This window comes from Myxococcus sp. MH1, assembly GCF_059738865.1.
The window spans coordinates 9,064,746-9,079,213 of sequence record NZ_AP026947.1; the positions used below are offsets into that span (position 1 = coordinate 9,064,746).

At 66.4% G+C, this 14,468-nt stretch carries 9 protein-coding genes and 2 pseudogenes; 6 read left to right on the plus strand and 5 right to left on the minus strand.

The annotated features are described in order from the left end of the window. The first annotated feature begins 50 nt into the window (after positions 1 to 50). The 4 genes and pseudogenes from AC6JA9_RS35770 to tnpC (AC6JA9_RS35785) form a co-directional block, all read left to right on the plus strand. Positions 51 to 5,588 carry a protein kinase domain-containing protein gene (locus tag AC6JA9_RS35770; protein WP_497958491.1) on the plus strand — a complete coding sequence of 1,846 codons (5,538 nt, stop codon included), beginning with the start codon at positions 51 to 53 and terminating at the stop codon, positions 5,586 to 5,588. Between the two features lie 176 nt (positions 5,589 to 5,764). Next, the gene (gene tnpA / locus AC6JA9_RS35775) at positions 5,765 to 6,079 is read left to right on the plus strand and encodes an IS66 family insertion sequence element accessory protein TnpA (protein ID WP_267699516.1); all 315 of its coding nucleotides are present in this window, start codon (positions 5,765 to 5,767) and stop codon (positions 6,077 to 6,079) included. Between the two features lie 4 nt (positions 6,080 to 6,083). Then, positions 6,084 to 6,449, plus strand: coding sequence for an IS66 family insertion sequence element accessory protein TnpB (gene tnpB, locus AC6JA9_RS35780; RefSeq protein ID WP_267699515.1), 366 nt, complete (start codon positions 6,084 to 6,086; stop codon positions 6,447 to 6,449). 130 nt (positions 6,450 to 6,579) lie between these two features. Further along, a pseudogene (tnpC, locus tag AC6JA9_RS35785) lies at positions 6,580 to 7,752 on the plus strand (IS66 family transposase); the annotation flags it as partial. A 15-nt stretch (positions 7,753 to 7,767) separates the two neighbouring features. On the opposite strand, the gene AC6JA9_RS35790 reads toward tnpC (AC6JA9_RS35785), so the two are convergent. The 5 genes and pseudogenes from AC6JA9_RS35790 to tnpA (AC6JA9_RS35810) all read right to left on the minus strand — a co-directional run bounded on the left by AC6JA9_RS35790 (position 7,768) and on the right by tnpA (AC6JA9_RS35810) (position 12,354). After that, positions 7,768 to 9,867, minus strand: coding sequence for a recombinase family protein (locus tag AC6JA9_RS35790; RefSeq protein WP_497958492.1), 2,100 nt, complete (start codon positions 9,865 to 9,867; stop codon positions 7,768 to 7,770). Next, a complete protein-coding gene (locus tag AC6JA9_RS35795) occupies positions 9,854 to 10,042 on the minus strand; it encodes a hypothetical protein (RefSeq protein ID WP_267699514.1) in 189 nt (62 codons plus the stop codon). Before AC6JA9_RS35795 ends, AC6JA9_RS35790 begins: the two co-directional genes overlap by 14 nt. A gap of 117 nt (positions 10,043 to 10,159) precedes the next feature. After that, positions 10,160 to 11,728 (minus strand): annotated as a pseudogene (tnpC, locus tag AC6JA9_RS35800) (IS66 family transposase). Further along, positions 11,670 to 12,035 carry an IS66 family insertion sequence element accessory protein TnpB gene (gene tnpB / locus AC6JA9_RS35805; protein ID WP_267699515.1) on the minus strand — a complete coding sequence of 122 codons (366 nt, stop codon included), beginning with the start codon at positions 12,033 to 12,035 and terminating at the stop codon, positions 11,670 to 11,672. The pseudogene tnpC (AC6JA9_RS35800) and the gene tnpB (AC6JA9_RS35805) overlap by 59 nt, the downstream one beginning before the upstream one ends. A gap of 4 nt (positions 12,036 to 12,039) precedes the next feature. Continuing rightward, positions 12,040 to 12,354 carry an IS66 family insertion sequence element accessory protein TnpA gene (tnpA, locus tag AC6JA9_RS35810; protein ID WP_267699516.1) on the minus strand — a complete coding sequence of 105 codons (315 nt, stop codon included), beginning with the start codon at positions 12,352 to 12,354 and terminating at the stop codon, positions 12,040 to 12,042. A 334-nt stretch (positions 12,355 to 12,688) separates the two neighbouring features. Here tnpA (AC6JA9_RS35810) and AC6JA9_RS35815 point away from each other — a divergent pair, with 334 nt between their 5' ends. Together AC6JA9_RS35815 and AC6JA9_RS35820 are read left to right on the plus strand one after the other, a co-directional pair. Further along, positions 12,689 to 13,900 (plus strand): helix-turn-helix domain-containing protein, encoded by a 1,212-nt coding sequence (locus AC6JA9_RS35815; RefSeq protein ID WP_497958493.1) that lies wholly within the window; start codon positions 12,689 to 12,691, stop codon positions 13,898 to 13,900. After that, a complete protein-coding gene (locus AC6JA9_RS35820; RefSeq protein ID WP_223782506.1) occupies positions 13,897 to 14,457 on the plus strand; it encodes a hypothetical protein in 561 nt (186 codons plus the stop codon). Before AC6JA9_RS35815 ends, AC6JA9_RS35820 begins: the two co-directional genes overlap by 4 nt. Positions 14,458 to 14,468: the final 11 nt, after the last annotated feature.

The window sequence follows — 14,468 nt, forward strand, 5'->3', positions numbered from 1 at the left end:
CTCCTGCCCGTAAAGAGGTCTCCGTGCCCGCCAGTACCCTGGAGGTCAGCATGCAGTCCGCCACCGCGCTCAAGAGCCTGTCCGCGCAGGAGCGCACGACGCTCAAGGACGTGCTCCGCAAGGTGAATGCCCAGTTGGGTATTAGCCTGCTGCGGCAGGTCGCGAAGGAGGCGGGGCTGCTGGGGAAAGAGGCCAAGCGCGCCGACGGCGCCACCCTTAAGCGGCTCGTCGCGGACGCGGACCAACTCACGAAACTCTTGGCGGAGGCGCTCGACGACCGGGGGCGACAGGCTAGTGCCGTGCGCACCCTGCAGCGCATCGCCCTGACCGCCTCGCAGGACCCGACCCTGGACCATCGCGCCCACAACGCATTCAGCCGGGTGCGCCAAGCCTTCGAAACCGGCGAATGGGAGCAGCTCAAGCGCTCCGCCGAGAGCCTGAGGAAGATTCGCGACGAGACGCCGCACGAGTTGCTGGACCTCATCAACGTCCTCATCGCGTTCCTCTCGGGAGACATCCAGCGCATCCTCCACGCCCTGGAGTCGCCCCTGGCACTCCCGTCGGGGCCGCTCCAGCCTCCCAGCCGCCCGGTGGGCGCTTCTGGCACGCGGCACAAGCCGCCGGAAGAGGCCCCGGCCCCCGCGGCCCCTCCGCCCGCCAGCGAGGAGAGCCACCGTGCGCGGCTGGCCGAATACCGCGCCTGTGTCCAGGCGCTCTGCGCGGGGTTGAGGGCGTCCATTGAGAAACTGCCGACGAGAGAGCGGCTCGCTCTGGCCAATACGCGGCTGCAAGACGCTACCGGCTCCCTGGCATCCATCTCCCTCGAGTCCTTCGGGTCCGCGCTGGACCTGGGCAGGCAGTTGCAGACCCTAGGCAGCCGGATTGCCGAGAGCATCCAGCACCTCTCGGATGCGTCCGCCTCCGTGGAGCAGGAAGCCCATCAGCTCGCCAGTGCGGTGGGCAAGTCGCTCGGGACGGTGGCTCCGTTCGATTGCACCCTCATGGGGCTGGCGAAGCTGCCAGCCGCGCTGGAGGCCGAGGTCGCCCGGTGCGAAAAGCAGGTCGAGGCGCTGTTCCAGCGGCTCGGTGAGGCCTCCCTGGATGGCTCCATCGAGCTGCTCCCCCCGCCTGACGCGTCGGCGGGGGCGCAAGGCCTGCTCGAAAGGATCCAGCAGTTCGACCGGAACGTGGCCACCACGCTCAAGGCACGCGCGAACGGCTCCAGGGTGGAGGCCCCGGGAGTGCGCGAGGAGGCGCCCGCGCCTAGGAGCAAGGAGCGCGACATCGAGCTGCGCTTCCGGGTGACAGGAGCTGTCCCGGCGCTCATGTCGGCGGGCCTGCTGGGGCGTCTGCGCGAGGAAGCACGCCACGAAGTGACGGGAGAGGTCCCCTCGTTCCTGCCCGTCGATGGCCGGGCCAACGAGCCGGTGCTCGTCCAGGTGCCCGCGTCGGCCTCCGACGCCGCCGCCGTGAATGCCGCGGCCCGCAACCTGCTGGTCCTGTGGGGCTCGGTGGCCAGGGCGGACACGCCCATACGGCCCCTGGCGCAATGTCTCGAGTTCCTGGGAGAGGCGGCGAAGCTCCAGGAGGTGGTTCGCAAGGACCCCATGGCCCCGCACTTCGACGTCGCCGTGGCGGCCATGGCTCTTCATTGCGCGGCCCTGGACCGGCTGGACGGCCGGGGCCGCAGGCGGCTGGCGGGAGTTCTCTCCTCCAGAACTCCCGCAGAGCTGGAGCGAGGGCTGCTGGAGTGCGCGGAGGCCGCGAGCAAGTCCCCTGCCCTGGCGCGCGCCTGCGCGGAACTGGTGGCGCCAGGGCTTCACCTGCCCCTGGCGCAGGCGGTGGGCGCCCTAGCGCGGACCTCGGCCGCCGTGGCCCGCCGGCTGCTGGACGGCATTGGCATCGCTGCGGCGCTCGTCGGCCGCGACAAGAGCCTTGAGTGCCGCAACGCCGTCCTCCAGGCGCTCGGGGCCGAGCCCCAAGACTCCGAAACGATTGAGGACTTCCTCGACGACGCAGAGCGGCAGTCCCGGCGCGGGGCCCGGCCGGACGTGCCCAAGCTGAAGTCCCTCCAGCCGCTCGTCACGGACTTCGTCGCGGCGATGGGCAGCAGGCTCTGGGAGCGGGGCCGCGGGAGCAATGCAGCCCCCAAGCCCGGTATCGCGCTGCCCAAGGCCGCGGAGAAGGGCCTGTCCCTCACTCCCGGCGCTAGGTTCGTGGAAGTCCCCATCCGCGTGCGCAATGGCGGCGACGCCGCCGTGGGGGGCATCAGCATCCTGGTGAGTCGGCCCGCCAAGGGCGACTCGCCCATCAGCTCCGCCCCTACCGAGCTCCACGTCTCGTGGCTGAGCGACCAGAACCTGGAGGACACGTCCTCGGTGGTCATCGCCTGCCGGCTCGAGCTGGACCCGGACAAGGCGGAGCAGTTCAGCGAGCTGCGGCTGTCCCTTCGCTCCTCGTGGTTCGGCGGCGGGCAGGATGAGAGCTACGTGCTGCCGCTGCGGTTCGAGGAGCGGGCGCTCGCGGAGGCGGAAATCACGGGCTTCAACGGCGAGCCCGTCGACCTCAACGACGAGAAGACCTTCCGGCTGTCGTCCTCGTCCGTGCAGACGTGCTTCAAGAAATTGCGGGGGCGGCTGCGCCAGGGCCGGGCCGTGCGCGCGGTCATCTTCGGCCGGCGGCGGCGCGGAAAGAGCTCCATCTGCGCCTCGCTGGAGGGAGACCGGGAGATACAGAAGCTGTTCTCCGTTCGCCGCCACGTGTGGAACGGACCACGGATGACCACGGCCGCCACCGCGTTCTCGACGCTGTCCGAGCTGCTGGTGGAGGCGCTGGCCCGCAGCGGGGTGGACGCGGCCGCGATGAACGTGACGGACCTGAGCCGGGCGGACGAGATGTCCCAGCGCTTCCTGCACTGGTTCGACCGGCTCTCGGAGTCGCTCAAGGAGAAGACGCGGGTCCTGCTGCTGCTCGACGAGTTCCAGAAGTGGATTGCCGGTCTGGGCTCCAAGCAGGAGCGCCTAGCGCTGCTGGCGGCCTTGCGGCACTTCAATGAGCGCAGCGGCAAGCTAGAGGTCGCCTTCGTCCTGAGCGGCCTGCAGAGCCTCAAGGGGCTCGTCCAGGAGTCCACCGACTTGGCGAATGCCGTGGAGTCCTTCGAGGTCAAGGAACTGACCAACGAGGAGGCGGACCGCTACCTGCGCGAGCGGGTTCCCCTGGAGTTGGACGGGCGCACGCGCCGGCGGCTCATCAGCCTGAGCGGCGGCAATCCTTATGTGCTGAATCGACTGGGCGGCCTCCTGGTGGAGATGTTGCGGCACCAGCAGCGGAGCTGGTGCACGGTGGCGGATGCGGACGCGCTCCTGCTGGACGACGATGCCCAGACGGGGCGGCTCGCCGAGTTCGTCAAGTACATGCTCCACGAGGACGAGGACGATGGTGCAGCGACGCTGCGCCAGCTCACCGTGCTGCGCGCGGTGGCCTCGACCCTGAATGAGCGGGGCGACTTCGATGGCTACGTCCGCATCACGGACGTGGATGCGTGGCTCCAGCGCAACAGCGTGGAGTTCGAGCCGGGAGAGCCTCAGCGCCAGTTGGATGAGCTGGCCCAGATGGGCCTCATCCAGACCCGTGAAGGGGGGCGCCACTACCTTCGTGGGGAGTGGCTGTGCCGGCAGCTCGCCGCGCTGGATCCGGAGAAGGTGAAGCTCCAGCCCGTCACCTCTCGCCCGGACCCGGACTTGGTGCTGGGGCGGTACCGGAAGCGCAAGTTCCTGGACAAGGGCGGAGAGGCGGAAATCTGGCTCGCGGAGAACGTGCAGGAAGGCGGGCACGACGTCGTGCTTCGCATCTACCCTGAGGGCACGGTGGGGCTGCACGAGCGCATCGAGCGGGAGAAGAAGGTGCTGTCCCGCATCCGCCACCCGAACGTCGTCGGCTTCCTGGGGGCCAGCATCGACGATCGCCACGGTGGAGTCGTGGTCCTCAACTACATCAATGGCGAGACGCTGGAGTCCGTCCTGGGAACGAAGCCCGCGTCGGCGCAGACGATTCTTCCTGGCGGCGACGTGGTCGCCCAGGTCCACCTGCTGAAAAAGATTGTCGACGCCGTTGGCGCCTGCCACGCCGAGAACATCGTCCACAAGGACCTGTCTCCCAGGAACATCATGGTGGCGCAGCAGATGGGGGTCTGGGAACCCACCCTCATCGACTTCGGCATCGCCGGGTTCGACACGCAGCCCGTCCAGGACGGCACGACTGCCCTCGGCACACCCGGCTACATCGCGCCGGAAAAGGCGCTGGGCGGCCGGCGTACCCCTCCCGCGGACATCTACTCGCTGGGGGCGTTGTTCCTCCGGGTGCTGACGGGGTGCGAGCCGCGTGAGGCGTTCAGCACACCGGAGCGGCTGGAGCGCCTGCTGGAAGAAGCACGCATGCCCACTCGGCTAGCCAGCCTGCTTCTGCTGATGCTCTCTCGCGACCCTGAGCAGCGTCCATCCGCCTCGGAGGTAAGGGGCAGCTTGGAAACGGTGCTTGAGCCGCACACCTGGAAGGAGCTTCGGGAGAAGGCGGGAGACGCCTTCCTAGACAACCGGGAGGATGACGCGATTCGCCTCTTCGGGCAGACCCTGTCGTCCATCCCGGCCGGGGAGCGCAAGGGCGCGGACTACGTGACGCTGCTGGGGGATGCTGCGGATGCCCTGGCGCAGGCCAATCAGCCAGTTCCCTGGGACACCCAGTGGTTGGACAAGTGGGTCGTCCTCATGAGGACGACGCCGGAGCTGGGCAAGGGGGCGCAGCAGATTCCGGCCGTCTTGAAGGAGTACCGGGTGAAGTTCCCCCAGGAGGGGGCTCGCCTGATTCGCCAGTTGGCCTCGGCCCTGGCCCAGCCGCCGGCGAGTCCCGCGCTGGTGCCGTTGCTGCGAGAGGTGGCCCGGGAGGACCTGTTCCGCGAGGCGGATGCCGCCACTGCGACCTTCGAGGCCCTAGCCCGCTACTATTCGGAGAACCACCTCGACGTGGTGTTGCTGGAGGACTTCGGGGTGCGCTGTGCCCGGCATTCTCGGGTCCGGCTCCAGCAGCCGCTCACCGCGGAACTGTGGCTTCAGCGCGTCCGCCGGCTGGGGCAACAACCGCGCGCAGACTACGACGAGGAACTCAAGGCCCTCACGGAGGCGCGCAGGAAGACGGGCAAGCTCCAGACGCTGCCTGAGGCGAAGAAGCAGGAGCCGATGAAGGTGGGCGTGGACGAGCGGGGGCACCTCGTCATGTCGAAACTGGAGGAGTTCGACAGCCGCATCCGGAACCTGTTCCCCTTCGTCTACCGGCTGGAGCGCGTCACCAAGGACCGGAATGCAAAGGCTTCACGCCCCACTCTGCTGCGGCTGGACAACATCGCCAGGCACCTGCCACAGGGTAGCCAGGACCCGGGGAACATCATTCCCCTGGTGCTCGATGGCTCCTTCACGGCGGAGGGCATTCCCTTGCGAATGAACATCGTCCTGCCCGCCGAGACCACGTCATCGCAGCGAGATGCCGCGCTCAACGTCCTCAAGGAAGCCGTCGACATCTTCGACTTCCACGGTTGAGGCCATGACCGGAGTGCCCGTCAAACTCCCTGACACAGGGGGCCAGCGTCTCGAAGCCCTCGCCCTCGAGAATGCCCGACTGAAGGGCGAGGACGCGCAGTCGCTGCGTAACCGTCCGGCGAGCGACGTGGCGGGAGGCATTGCCGGGGTATCAGTCGTGGTGGACCCTGGCCGGAATGTCGAAGCCGGCTGAGAAGCAGGAGTGGTTCCAGGTCGCCGAGGCCTTCGAGGCGAGCGGCCTGACGCAGAAGGAGTTCTCCGCACAGCGAGGGTTGAGGCTGAGCACGCTGCAGTCGTGGGTATACCGGCGCCGACGTCAGCGCCCCCGGAAGGCGCAGGAGGTGCGCCTGCTGCCGGTGGAGGTATCGGCCGTCGCGCAGGTGAGTCCTGTGCTGCTCGAGGTGGCGCTGGCCAGCGGAGCCAGGTTGCGGTTCCCCGCGGGCGCCGACGTCGATTACGTCGCCCGGCTCGTCACCGCGCTGGGCGGGTGAGCGCGTGTTCACGCTTCCGGCGTCCGTGCGCGTGGTGCTGGCCACCGAGGCGGTGGACATGCGCAAGTCGATTGACGGCCTCATGGCGCTGGTGAAGTCCGCCTGGGGCGAGGACGTCTACTCCGGCCACCTCTTCGCCTTCGTCTCGAGGCGGGGCGACCGCATCAAGGTGCTGACGTGGAGTCGGGGAGGCTTCGTGCTGCTGTACAAGCGACTGGAGACGGGCCGCTTCCGGCTGCCGAAGGTGGACGCGGACGCGAGCGCGGTGCACCTGGACGCGACGCAGTTGGCGATGCTGCTGGGCGGCATGGATGTCACCGACGTCAAACGCTCGCCCGTCTGGACGCCACCCGGGCGCACGTCCTCGTAGCGCGAGGACAGGCCGTGGCGCCGCGAGGTGTTGGTACCAGGTGCCCCGCGAGCTGCCCCAAGACCACTTCTGTCCCTGGCGCGAGGAAGCCGAAGAGCTTCGCGAACGGATGACGTCGCTGGAGGCGAAGATGGCGGCGCTGGAGCGGCGCGTCTTCGGCCGCAAGACGGAAAAGCTGCCTCCGGTGGCAAAGGAACTGAAGCCGTCGTCCACCAGCCCGGAGGACGAGGCGGCCCGGGCCGCGAGCGCACTGCAGACGCGACGCGAGCGCGCGGCCCGTAAGGCCGCCGGGGCCGTGGAGCGCGAAGTCCCGCACGAGGTGCCCGCCGAGGAGCGGCGCTGCCCAGCGTGCGGCAGCGAGGCCCTCAAGCCCCTGGGAGAGGGGCGCCGGACGGTGGTGTACGAGTACGTGCCGGCCTTCTTCGAGAAGCAGGTGCACGAGCAAGAGGTCCTGGCGTGCGCCTGCGGCCGAGGTGTCGTCACCGCGCCCGCGCCGCCCAAGGTGGTGGACAAGGGCGAGTACGGGCCGGGTCTCCTGGCCCACGTCGTCGTCTCCAAGTGCGCGGACGCCATGCCCCTGCACCGGCTGGCTCAGCGGATGGAGCGCGGCGGGGTCCCCATGAGCCGCAGCACGCTGACGGACCTCTTCCACCAGTCCGCCGAGGTGCTGCTACCGTTGTCCTCGCACCTGCTGCAGTGCATCGCCTCTGCGGAGGTGGTGTGGGCCGACGAGACGCCACTGCGCGTGCTGGACGTGAAGAAGACGCGCCGGGGCTACCTGTGGACATTCCTCACCCAGACGCCCCAGGGAGAGTGGCTCATCGGCTACCGCTTCAGCCTGGGGCGCGCGGGCAAGACGCCCAAGGACGTGCTGGGAGGCACCACGGGCGCGCTCGTGGTGGACGGGTACACTGGCTACAACGCGGTGACGCTGCCGGAGGGCCGCACGCGCGTCGGCTGCTAGGCCCACCTGCGTCGTCGCTTCTTCGAGGCGCTGTCCACCGCGCCTGAAGCCCGGGAGGCGATGGACCTCATCCTCGAGCTCTACCGCGTGGAAGCGCAGGCGCGGGACGCGGACCTCGTGGGTACCGCCGCGCACCGCGCGCTGCGCCAGGAGTCCAGCACTCGCATTCTCGCGCGTCTGTCGACGTGGCTCGCAGTCCAGACGCCGCTCCACCCGCCGAAGAGTCCCATGGGGCAGGCCCTCTCCTACGCGACGAAGCAATGGGACGCGCTGACGCGCTTCCTCGACGACGCGCGACTGCCTTTGGACAACAGCCGCTCCGAGGCGGCTCTGAGAAAGGCCGCAATGGGAGTTTCATTGTGCGTCACCTCTTCGGGGCGTTGTCGACCGCTTCACGCGACGGCGGGGCTTGCTCGCGCCGCGAGGGCTCCTACGTCGCTTGTGGACGGTCTCAAGCACGTGTGTCGCTCGCAGGTCCTCCGCTCGAATCTGCCACGGAGCATCCGGCATCACCTGCTTGGCGGGGAGAAGCCCACACTGGATGAGTTTTCGAATGGCTTGGTTCGGCACGCCGAGGGCTGCGGCAGCATCCCGCATGGTGAGCCAGCCGCTGTCCTGCCGGCCAGAGGCGTAGGCTGGAATTCGTGCCGTCCGTCGGTACGCAGCGACGCGCCTATGGGTCCACGCAAGGCCGTGGCCAGTTCGGTGGCCCGCCTGGTTGAGACGTACCGCCATGGCCGCGTCCGACTGCTCGCCAGCCATCGCACGAATCATCGCATCGGCGTCGGCGGAGGCACGCTTGCGGTGCTCTCCCGTGGCGGGCTTGCGTGCTCGCACCTCTGAGTGCTGCCCACCCCGCCAGTGAATGATGAGCACCAGCTCTCGGCGAGCATCGTCGATGTCGACGACTACCTCCTCAATCAGGGTACGCACCAGTCGCTGCTTCAAGGCGGCATCCGCCCCTGGGGCGTCCCATGCTGTGCGCAGGTCGCCTGCCAAACGTAACAGCGCTTCGCGGTCCGGGACGGAGGCAGACGAAGGCTCCCGCTCACTGACGCGCTGCTCGCATGCACGCAGTTGCGTGAGTGCCGCATTCCATCGCGCTTCCAACTCGGCGGCGACGAGTCGATTGTCCGGGTCGACGGCTTCGTAGCGACGCTGTGCGAGACGCACCTCGTAGTTCGCCTGCTCCTTCTCGAGTTCGAGGGCGCGCCGCCGCTCGGCGTGTTGCTGCTGGGCAAGGTCCATGGCGGCTATTGCTGCTTCCACGGCGACGGGAGCGACGGCTCGCAGCACCTCGGCCGCAACGAGGTCGTCCGGCCGAGAGGAGCCGAAGGAGATGCAGGGCGCGGTGCCGTGGGCCTCCCGGCCCCGGTGACAGAGGTAGCGCGCGCGGCGCGGCGGACGCCCGGTGTACGCCACGAGGAGCATGCGCCCACAGCGGCAACGCAGCAGGCCCGAGAGCAGGGCTCCTCCGCCTCTTGCCGACTTCGCGCTGCCAGCAGGGCGGCGGTGCGCGTTGCGCCGCAGGCGTTCCTGGTTGCGCTCGAACTCTTCCCAGCAAATGTAGCCTGCATGATGGTCTCTCAGCAGCACCGTCCATAGGTGCATGGGACGGGGGTGCCCGTAGCTCTTCGTAAGGCGCCCCTCGACAAGCTGGGTGCGCTGGGTCGACTTCCCATACGCATACACGCCTGCGTAGACAGGATTCTGTAACACGCTGATGATGTTGCGGTAGGTCGGTGGCGTCCAGCACCTGGGTGCCCCCCACCGCTTGCCATCGCTCGGCCGTGGGAACAGGTGGCGCTCACGGCACATGGACAGATGCACCTGCCGTGCGCTCTCCAGGCGCGCGAAGAGTCGGAACACCGTACGGATGGCTTCCTGCACGCGCCGGTCCGGGTCTATTTCCAAGGCAGGCCCCTGGGCCCACAGGTAACCGACCGGCACGGGAATATGGAGTTCCCCGCGCCGTGCCTTGGCCTGCGCTCCGTCGATGAGCCGGCGGCGCATCAGGGTCAGCTCGAATTCACTGATGGTCCCCTTCAGTCCGAGGAGTAGCCGGTCATTCGGCACGCTCGGGTCATAGGCACCGTCGCCGTCGACCACGCGAGCATCCACAAGGCCACACAACTCCAGGAGGTGGTGCCACTCACGACCGTTGCGCGCCAGCCGGGAAGCCTCCAGGCAGAAGCCGGCTCCGACGCGGCCCTGGCAAAGTTGTGCTACCAGCGCCTCGAAGCCCGGACGGGCGATCGTCCCGCTGGCCGAGCGGCCAAGGTCTTCATCGATGGTGACGACGTCACGGAATCCGTAGGCGCGCGCCAGGTCAGCGAGCGCATACTGGCGGCGCTGACTCTCCACGTTGTCCTGAACCTGCGCGACGGTGGATTGACGGACGTAGACGATGGCGCGCCGCTGCAGGACCGTCTCCGGCAACTCAGTACGGTTCATCGCCGGCCTCCGTCGCGGCGCCGGCGCCGCGGCTTGGCGGAGGCACCGTGCGCAGCAGGAGCTGCGCGAGCAGCAGTACCACTTGGTGGTGCTGCTCTTCGGTGACCCGGGGACTCGGCGCCCTTCCGAGCGGGAGCGAGAGCTGTTTCGGCTTCCTTTCCTGGTGGTTGGCCATGCGCGACCTCCACCCTCAAGCCTGAGGTGGTTGCCGACGCGTGCTCGGATGCCTGCGCGTCGAGCAACCGGCGCAAATCGCGAAGTGCCTCCAACGAAACCCGCGGAATGCCGAAAGTCAGCGTCGCGCAAGCCGCCCGCTCCAGCATCCAGGCGGGGACAACCGCTCGCGAGCCATCAAGCAGTTCGCAAATAGCGACTTGCTCTCCTTTGCGATGTTCTCGGTACAGGACTGGAACCTGCTGGGCCCACCAAGGGGTGCCATTGGTATTGGACCTGGGCAACTTCCGCGATGCTTACGGCAGAATGAACGGGGCGTTGCCGCTTTTCTCAGAGCCGCCTCGGAGCGGCTGTTGTCCAAAGGCAGTCGCGCGTCGTCGAGGAAGCGCGTCAGCGCGTCCCATTGCTTCGTCGCGTAGGAGAGGGCCTGCCCCATGGGACTCTTCGGCGGGTGGAGCGGCGTCTGGACTGCGAGCCACGTCGACAGACGCGCGAGAATGCGAGTGCTGGACTCCTGGCGCAGCGCGCGGTGCGCGGCGGTACCCACGAGGTCCGCGTCCCGCGCCTGCGCTTCCACGCGGTAGAGCTCGAGGATGAGGTCCATCGCCTCCCGGGCTTCAGGCGCGGTGGACAGCGCCTCGAAGAAGCGACGACGCAGGTGGGCCTAGCAGCCGACGCGCGTGCGGCCCTCCGGCAGCGTCACCGCGTTGTAGCCAGTGTACCCGTCCACCACGAGCGCGCCCGTGGTGCCTCCCAGCACGTCCTTGGGCGTCTTGCCCGCGCGCCCCAGGCTGAAGCGGTAGCCGATGAGCCACTCTCCCTGGGGCGTCTGGGTGAGGAATGTCCACAGGTAGCCCCGGCGCGTCTTCTTCACGTCCAGCACGCGCAGTGGCGTCTCGTCGGCCCACACCACCTCCGCAGAGGCGATGCACTGCAGCAGGTGCGAGGACAACGGTAGCAGCACCTCGGCGGACTGGTGGAAGAGGTCCGTCAGCGTGCTGCGGCTCATGGGGACCCCGCCGCGCTCCATCCGCTGAGCCAGCCGGTGCAGGGGCATGGCGTCCGCGCACTTGGAGACGACGACGTGGGCCAGGAGACCCGGCCCGTACTCGCCCTTGTCCACCACCTTGGGCGGCGCGGGCGCGGTGACGACACCTCGGCCGCAGGCGCACGCCAGGACCTCTTGCTCGTGCACCTGCTTCTCGAAGAAGGCCGGCACGTACTCGTACACCACCGTCCGGCGCCCCTCTCCCAGGGGCTTGAGGGCCTCGCTGCCGCACGCTGGGCAGCGCCGCTCCTCGGCGGGCACCTCGTGCGGGACTTCGCGCTCCACGGCCCCGGCGGCCTTACGGGCCGCGCGCTCGCGTCGCGTCTGCAGTGCGCTCGCGGCCCGGGCCGCCTCGTCCTCCGGGCTGGTGGACGACGGCTTCAGTTCCTTTGCCACCGGAGGCAGCTTTTCCGTCTTGCGGCCGAAGACGCGCCGCTCCAGCGCCGCCATCTTCGCCTCCAGCGACGTCATCCGTTCGCGAAGCTCTTCGGCTTCCTCGCGCCAGGGACAGAAGTGGTCTTGGGGCAGCTCGCGGGGCACCTGGTACCAACACCTCGCGGCGCCACGGCCTGTCCTCGCGCTACGAGGACGTGCGCCCGGGTGGCGTCCAGACGGGCGAGCGTTTGACGTCGGTGACATCCATGCCGCCCAGCAGCATCGCCAACTGCGTCGCGTCCAGGTGCACCGCGCTCGCGTCCGCGTCCACCTTCGGCAGCCGGAAGCGGCCCGTCTCCAGTCGCTTGTACAGCAGCACGAAGCCTCCCCGACTCCACGTCAGCACCTTGATGCGGTCGCCCCGCCTCGAGACGAAGGCGAAGAGGTGGCCGGAGTAGACGTCCTCGCCCCAGGCGGACTTCACCAGCGCCATGAGGCCGTCAATCGACTTGCGCATGTCCACCGCCTCGGTGGCCAGCACCACGCGCACGGACGCCGGAAGCGTGAACACGCGCTCACCCGCCCAGCGCGGTGACGAGCCGGGCGACGTAATCGACGTCGGCGCCCGCGGGGAACCGCAACCTGGCTCCGCTGGCCAGCGCCACCTCGAGCAGCACAGGACTCACCTGCGCGACGGCCGATACCTCCACCGGCAGCAGGCGCACCTCCTGCGCCTTCCGGGGGCGCTGACGTCGGCGCCGGTATACCCACGACTGCAGCGTGCTCAGCCTCAACCCTCGCTGTGCGGAGAACTCCTTCTGCGTCAGGCCGCTCGCCTCGAAGGCCTCGGCGACCTGGAACCACTCCTGCTTCTCAGCCGGCTTCGACATTCCGGCCAGGGTCCACCACGACTGATACCCCGGCAATGCCTCCCGCCACGTCGCTCGCCGGACGGTTACGCAGCGACTGGCCGACAATGCGCGCCAAGTCCACCGAGCCCCACATGGTGGCAGTGCGAATGCGACCACCGACGTAGGACAAAGTGGGAGACAGAGCATGTCGTCACCGACATACTCTCTCCTACAATTTCCTCCGTAGACTCTTACGCCAGTCTACTTCCCCTAGCAGGGTTCCCCTTGCTCCTACATGTCAGTGGCACACTCGAACCCTGTTGGCATATCTTGAGGCAAATCTTCCGCTGAGAATGCTCACGCATGAGGAGCAATGCCATTACCCCCAGAAGAGATCGGACGGAGAATCAAGGAAGTACGGATTGAGGTTGGCTTTTCTCCGGCTCAGTTGGCTGCGATTCTCGGTGTCCAACCCATAGTGATTGAACAGCTTGAGTCTGGCATCTTGTCTCCTGTGCCTGGAGACTACATTCTGATTCTCGCCCAGGCACTCAAGACAGACTTTCGCTATTTTATCTCGCGAAGTCTCGATGACGTTGAGACGGGGATCAAGAAGCTATTTAGGGCGCTCGCAGCCCCTAATCCCAAAGATTTCTTAGCTCTTCGGCGCTTCATGTCGTTTGCAGCCGCAGAGCATGATCTAGAGATACTGCTCGGGTGTCCCAAGCCGTCTCCGCCTCCTGTGTACCGATTCGAAAAAAACATCCTACACAAGGATCAAGGAAAGCAGGCCGCACAAGCCGAAAGAAAGCGCTTAGGCTTAGGAAACGAGCCCATTTCGAACATCTTCGATTTGATGCGTCGGCAGGGAATCGGCCTGATGCGTCAGCGCCTAGAAGACGGAAATCTCTCAGGCGTTACGCTTCTCCATCCACGGGCTGGGGTTTGCGCCCTCATCAATTACGATGACGATTTGTTTCGGCAATTTTTCTCAGCCGCGCACGAGTATTGCCATGTCCTCTTTGAACGAGGCGTTCTTGATCGAGAAAGCTGTATCGTTTCGTACTACAACAATAGGGAATTAGGCCGGAGAGACAGCACACAAACACCCCAGTCTGAACGAGAAAGCCATTGGATAGAGCTGAGAGCGAATAATTTTGCCTCAGAGTTTCTTCTCCCCCTGAGCGCTCTAGACCGTTATCCCAAGCCCCAGACGACGGATGATGTGGCCGAACTTACCCTCAGAATTGGAAGAGACTACCGTATTAACACCGTGACGGTTGCGATCCGATTGAAGGACAAGGGCTGGATCTCCCAGAGAACATTGGAGTCCTTCAAGAAAGTTATGCCCAAGCGAATCCCGCGGAGCGAGAAGCGCGACCCGGAAGTTCCTCTTGGTCTAACTCAGCAACAGTATGAGCGCCGTCAAGTTGCCACAGAATATGGCACGAGTTCCTATTACCTGGAGCTCCTTCGCCGTGCCGTGTCTAGCAATTTGATTACCATGGGACGGTTTACAGAAATGCTAGACATGACTCCTCGGCAGGCGGCATCCTTTGCTGTGGAAACGGGAATCGCTCTATGACGCTCGCTCAAGGCAAGGTCGGCCTTTGGATGCTAGATAGCTCGACCTTTATCCATTCCCTTATTATCGAGCAAACACGACTGGTCGTAACTCTGAGAAATCCCATAGCTTTCCCTGAGTATGTGTTCAAGGTTGAGTTGCTGGGTGAACGAGCCCACCCTGAAACCCAGGAGATAGCAAGAGCGGTCGTCACTTCTGGTCAAATCACATTAAGGAACTTGACTCTTGGCGATCTTGATCGAATTGCACAACTGAACGCCCCAAGAAAGGCAGGCCTCGGCGAATTGGCCTGTGCAATCATCGCAGGACGAGAAGGTGGTGGCGTACTGTGTGATGACTGGAAATGTCGCAACTGGATGTCTGCCAACACAACCCCGCTCGTTGAATGGCAGAGCATTGAGGATGTGCTACTTGAGGCGGCCGAGCGTGCCCATCTGAGCGAATATGAACTCGAAGACCTTCAAAAAAGGCTACTGAGCAACCGCTATCACTGTCGCTTCGACCTGCGCAATGAACATCTGATGCGTTCCCTGAGCAGAAAGACTCCGGATACATAAATAGATCAAGG

Coding starts and splice junctions, on each gene's coding strand:
- AC6JA9_RS35770 (WP_497958491.1), top strand. CDS start 51: ATGCAGTCCGCCACCGCGCTCAAGAGCCTGTCCGCGCAGGAGCGCACG.
- tnpA (WP_267699516.1), top strand. CDS start 5,765: ATGTCGAAGCCGGCTGAGAAGCAGGAGTGGTTCCAGGTCGCCGAGGCC.
- AC6JA9_RS35790 (WP_497958492.1), bottom strand. CDS start 9,867: ATGAACCGTACTGAGTTGCCGGAGACGGTCCTGCAGCGGCGCGCCATC.
- AC6JA9_RS35795 (WP_267699514.1), bottom strand. CDS start 10,042: ATGGCCAACCACCAGGAAAGGAAGCCGAAACAGCTCTCGCTCCCGCTC.
- tnpA (WP_267699516.1), bottom strand. CDS start 12,354: ATGTCGAAGCCGGCTGAGAAGCAGGAGTGGTTCCAGGTCGCCGAGGCC.
- AC6JA9_RS35815 (WP_497958493.1), top strand. CDS start 12,689: ATGCCATTACCCCCAGAAGAGATCGGACGGAGAATCAAGGAAGTACGG.
- AC6JA9_RS35820 (WP_223782506.1), top strand. CDS start 13,897: ATGACGCTCGCTCAAGGCAAGGTCGGCCTTTGGATGCTAGATAGCTCG.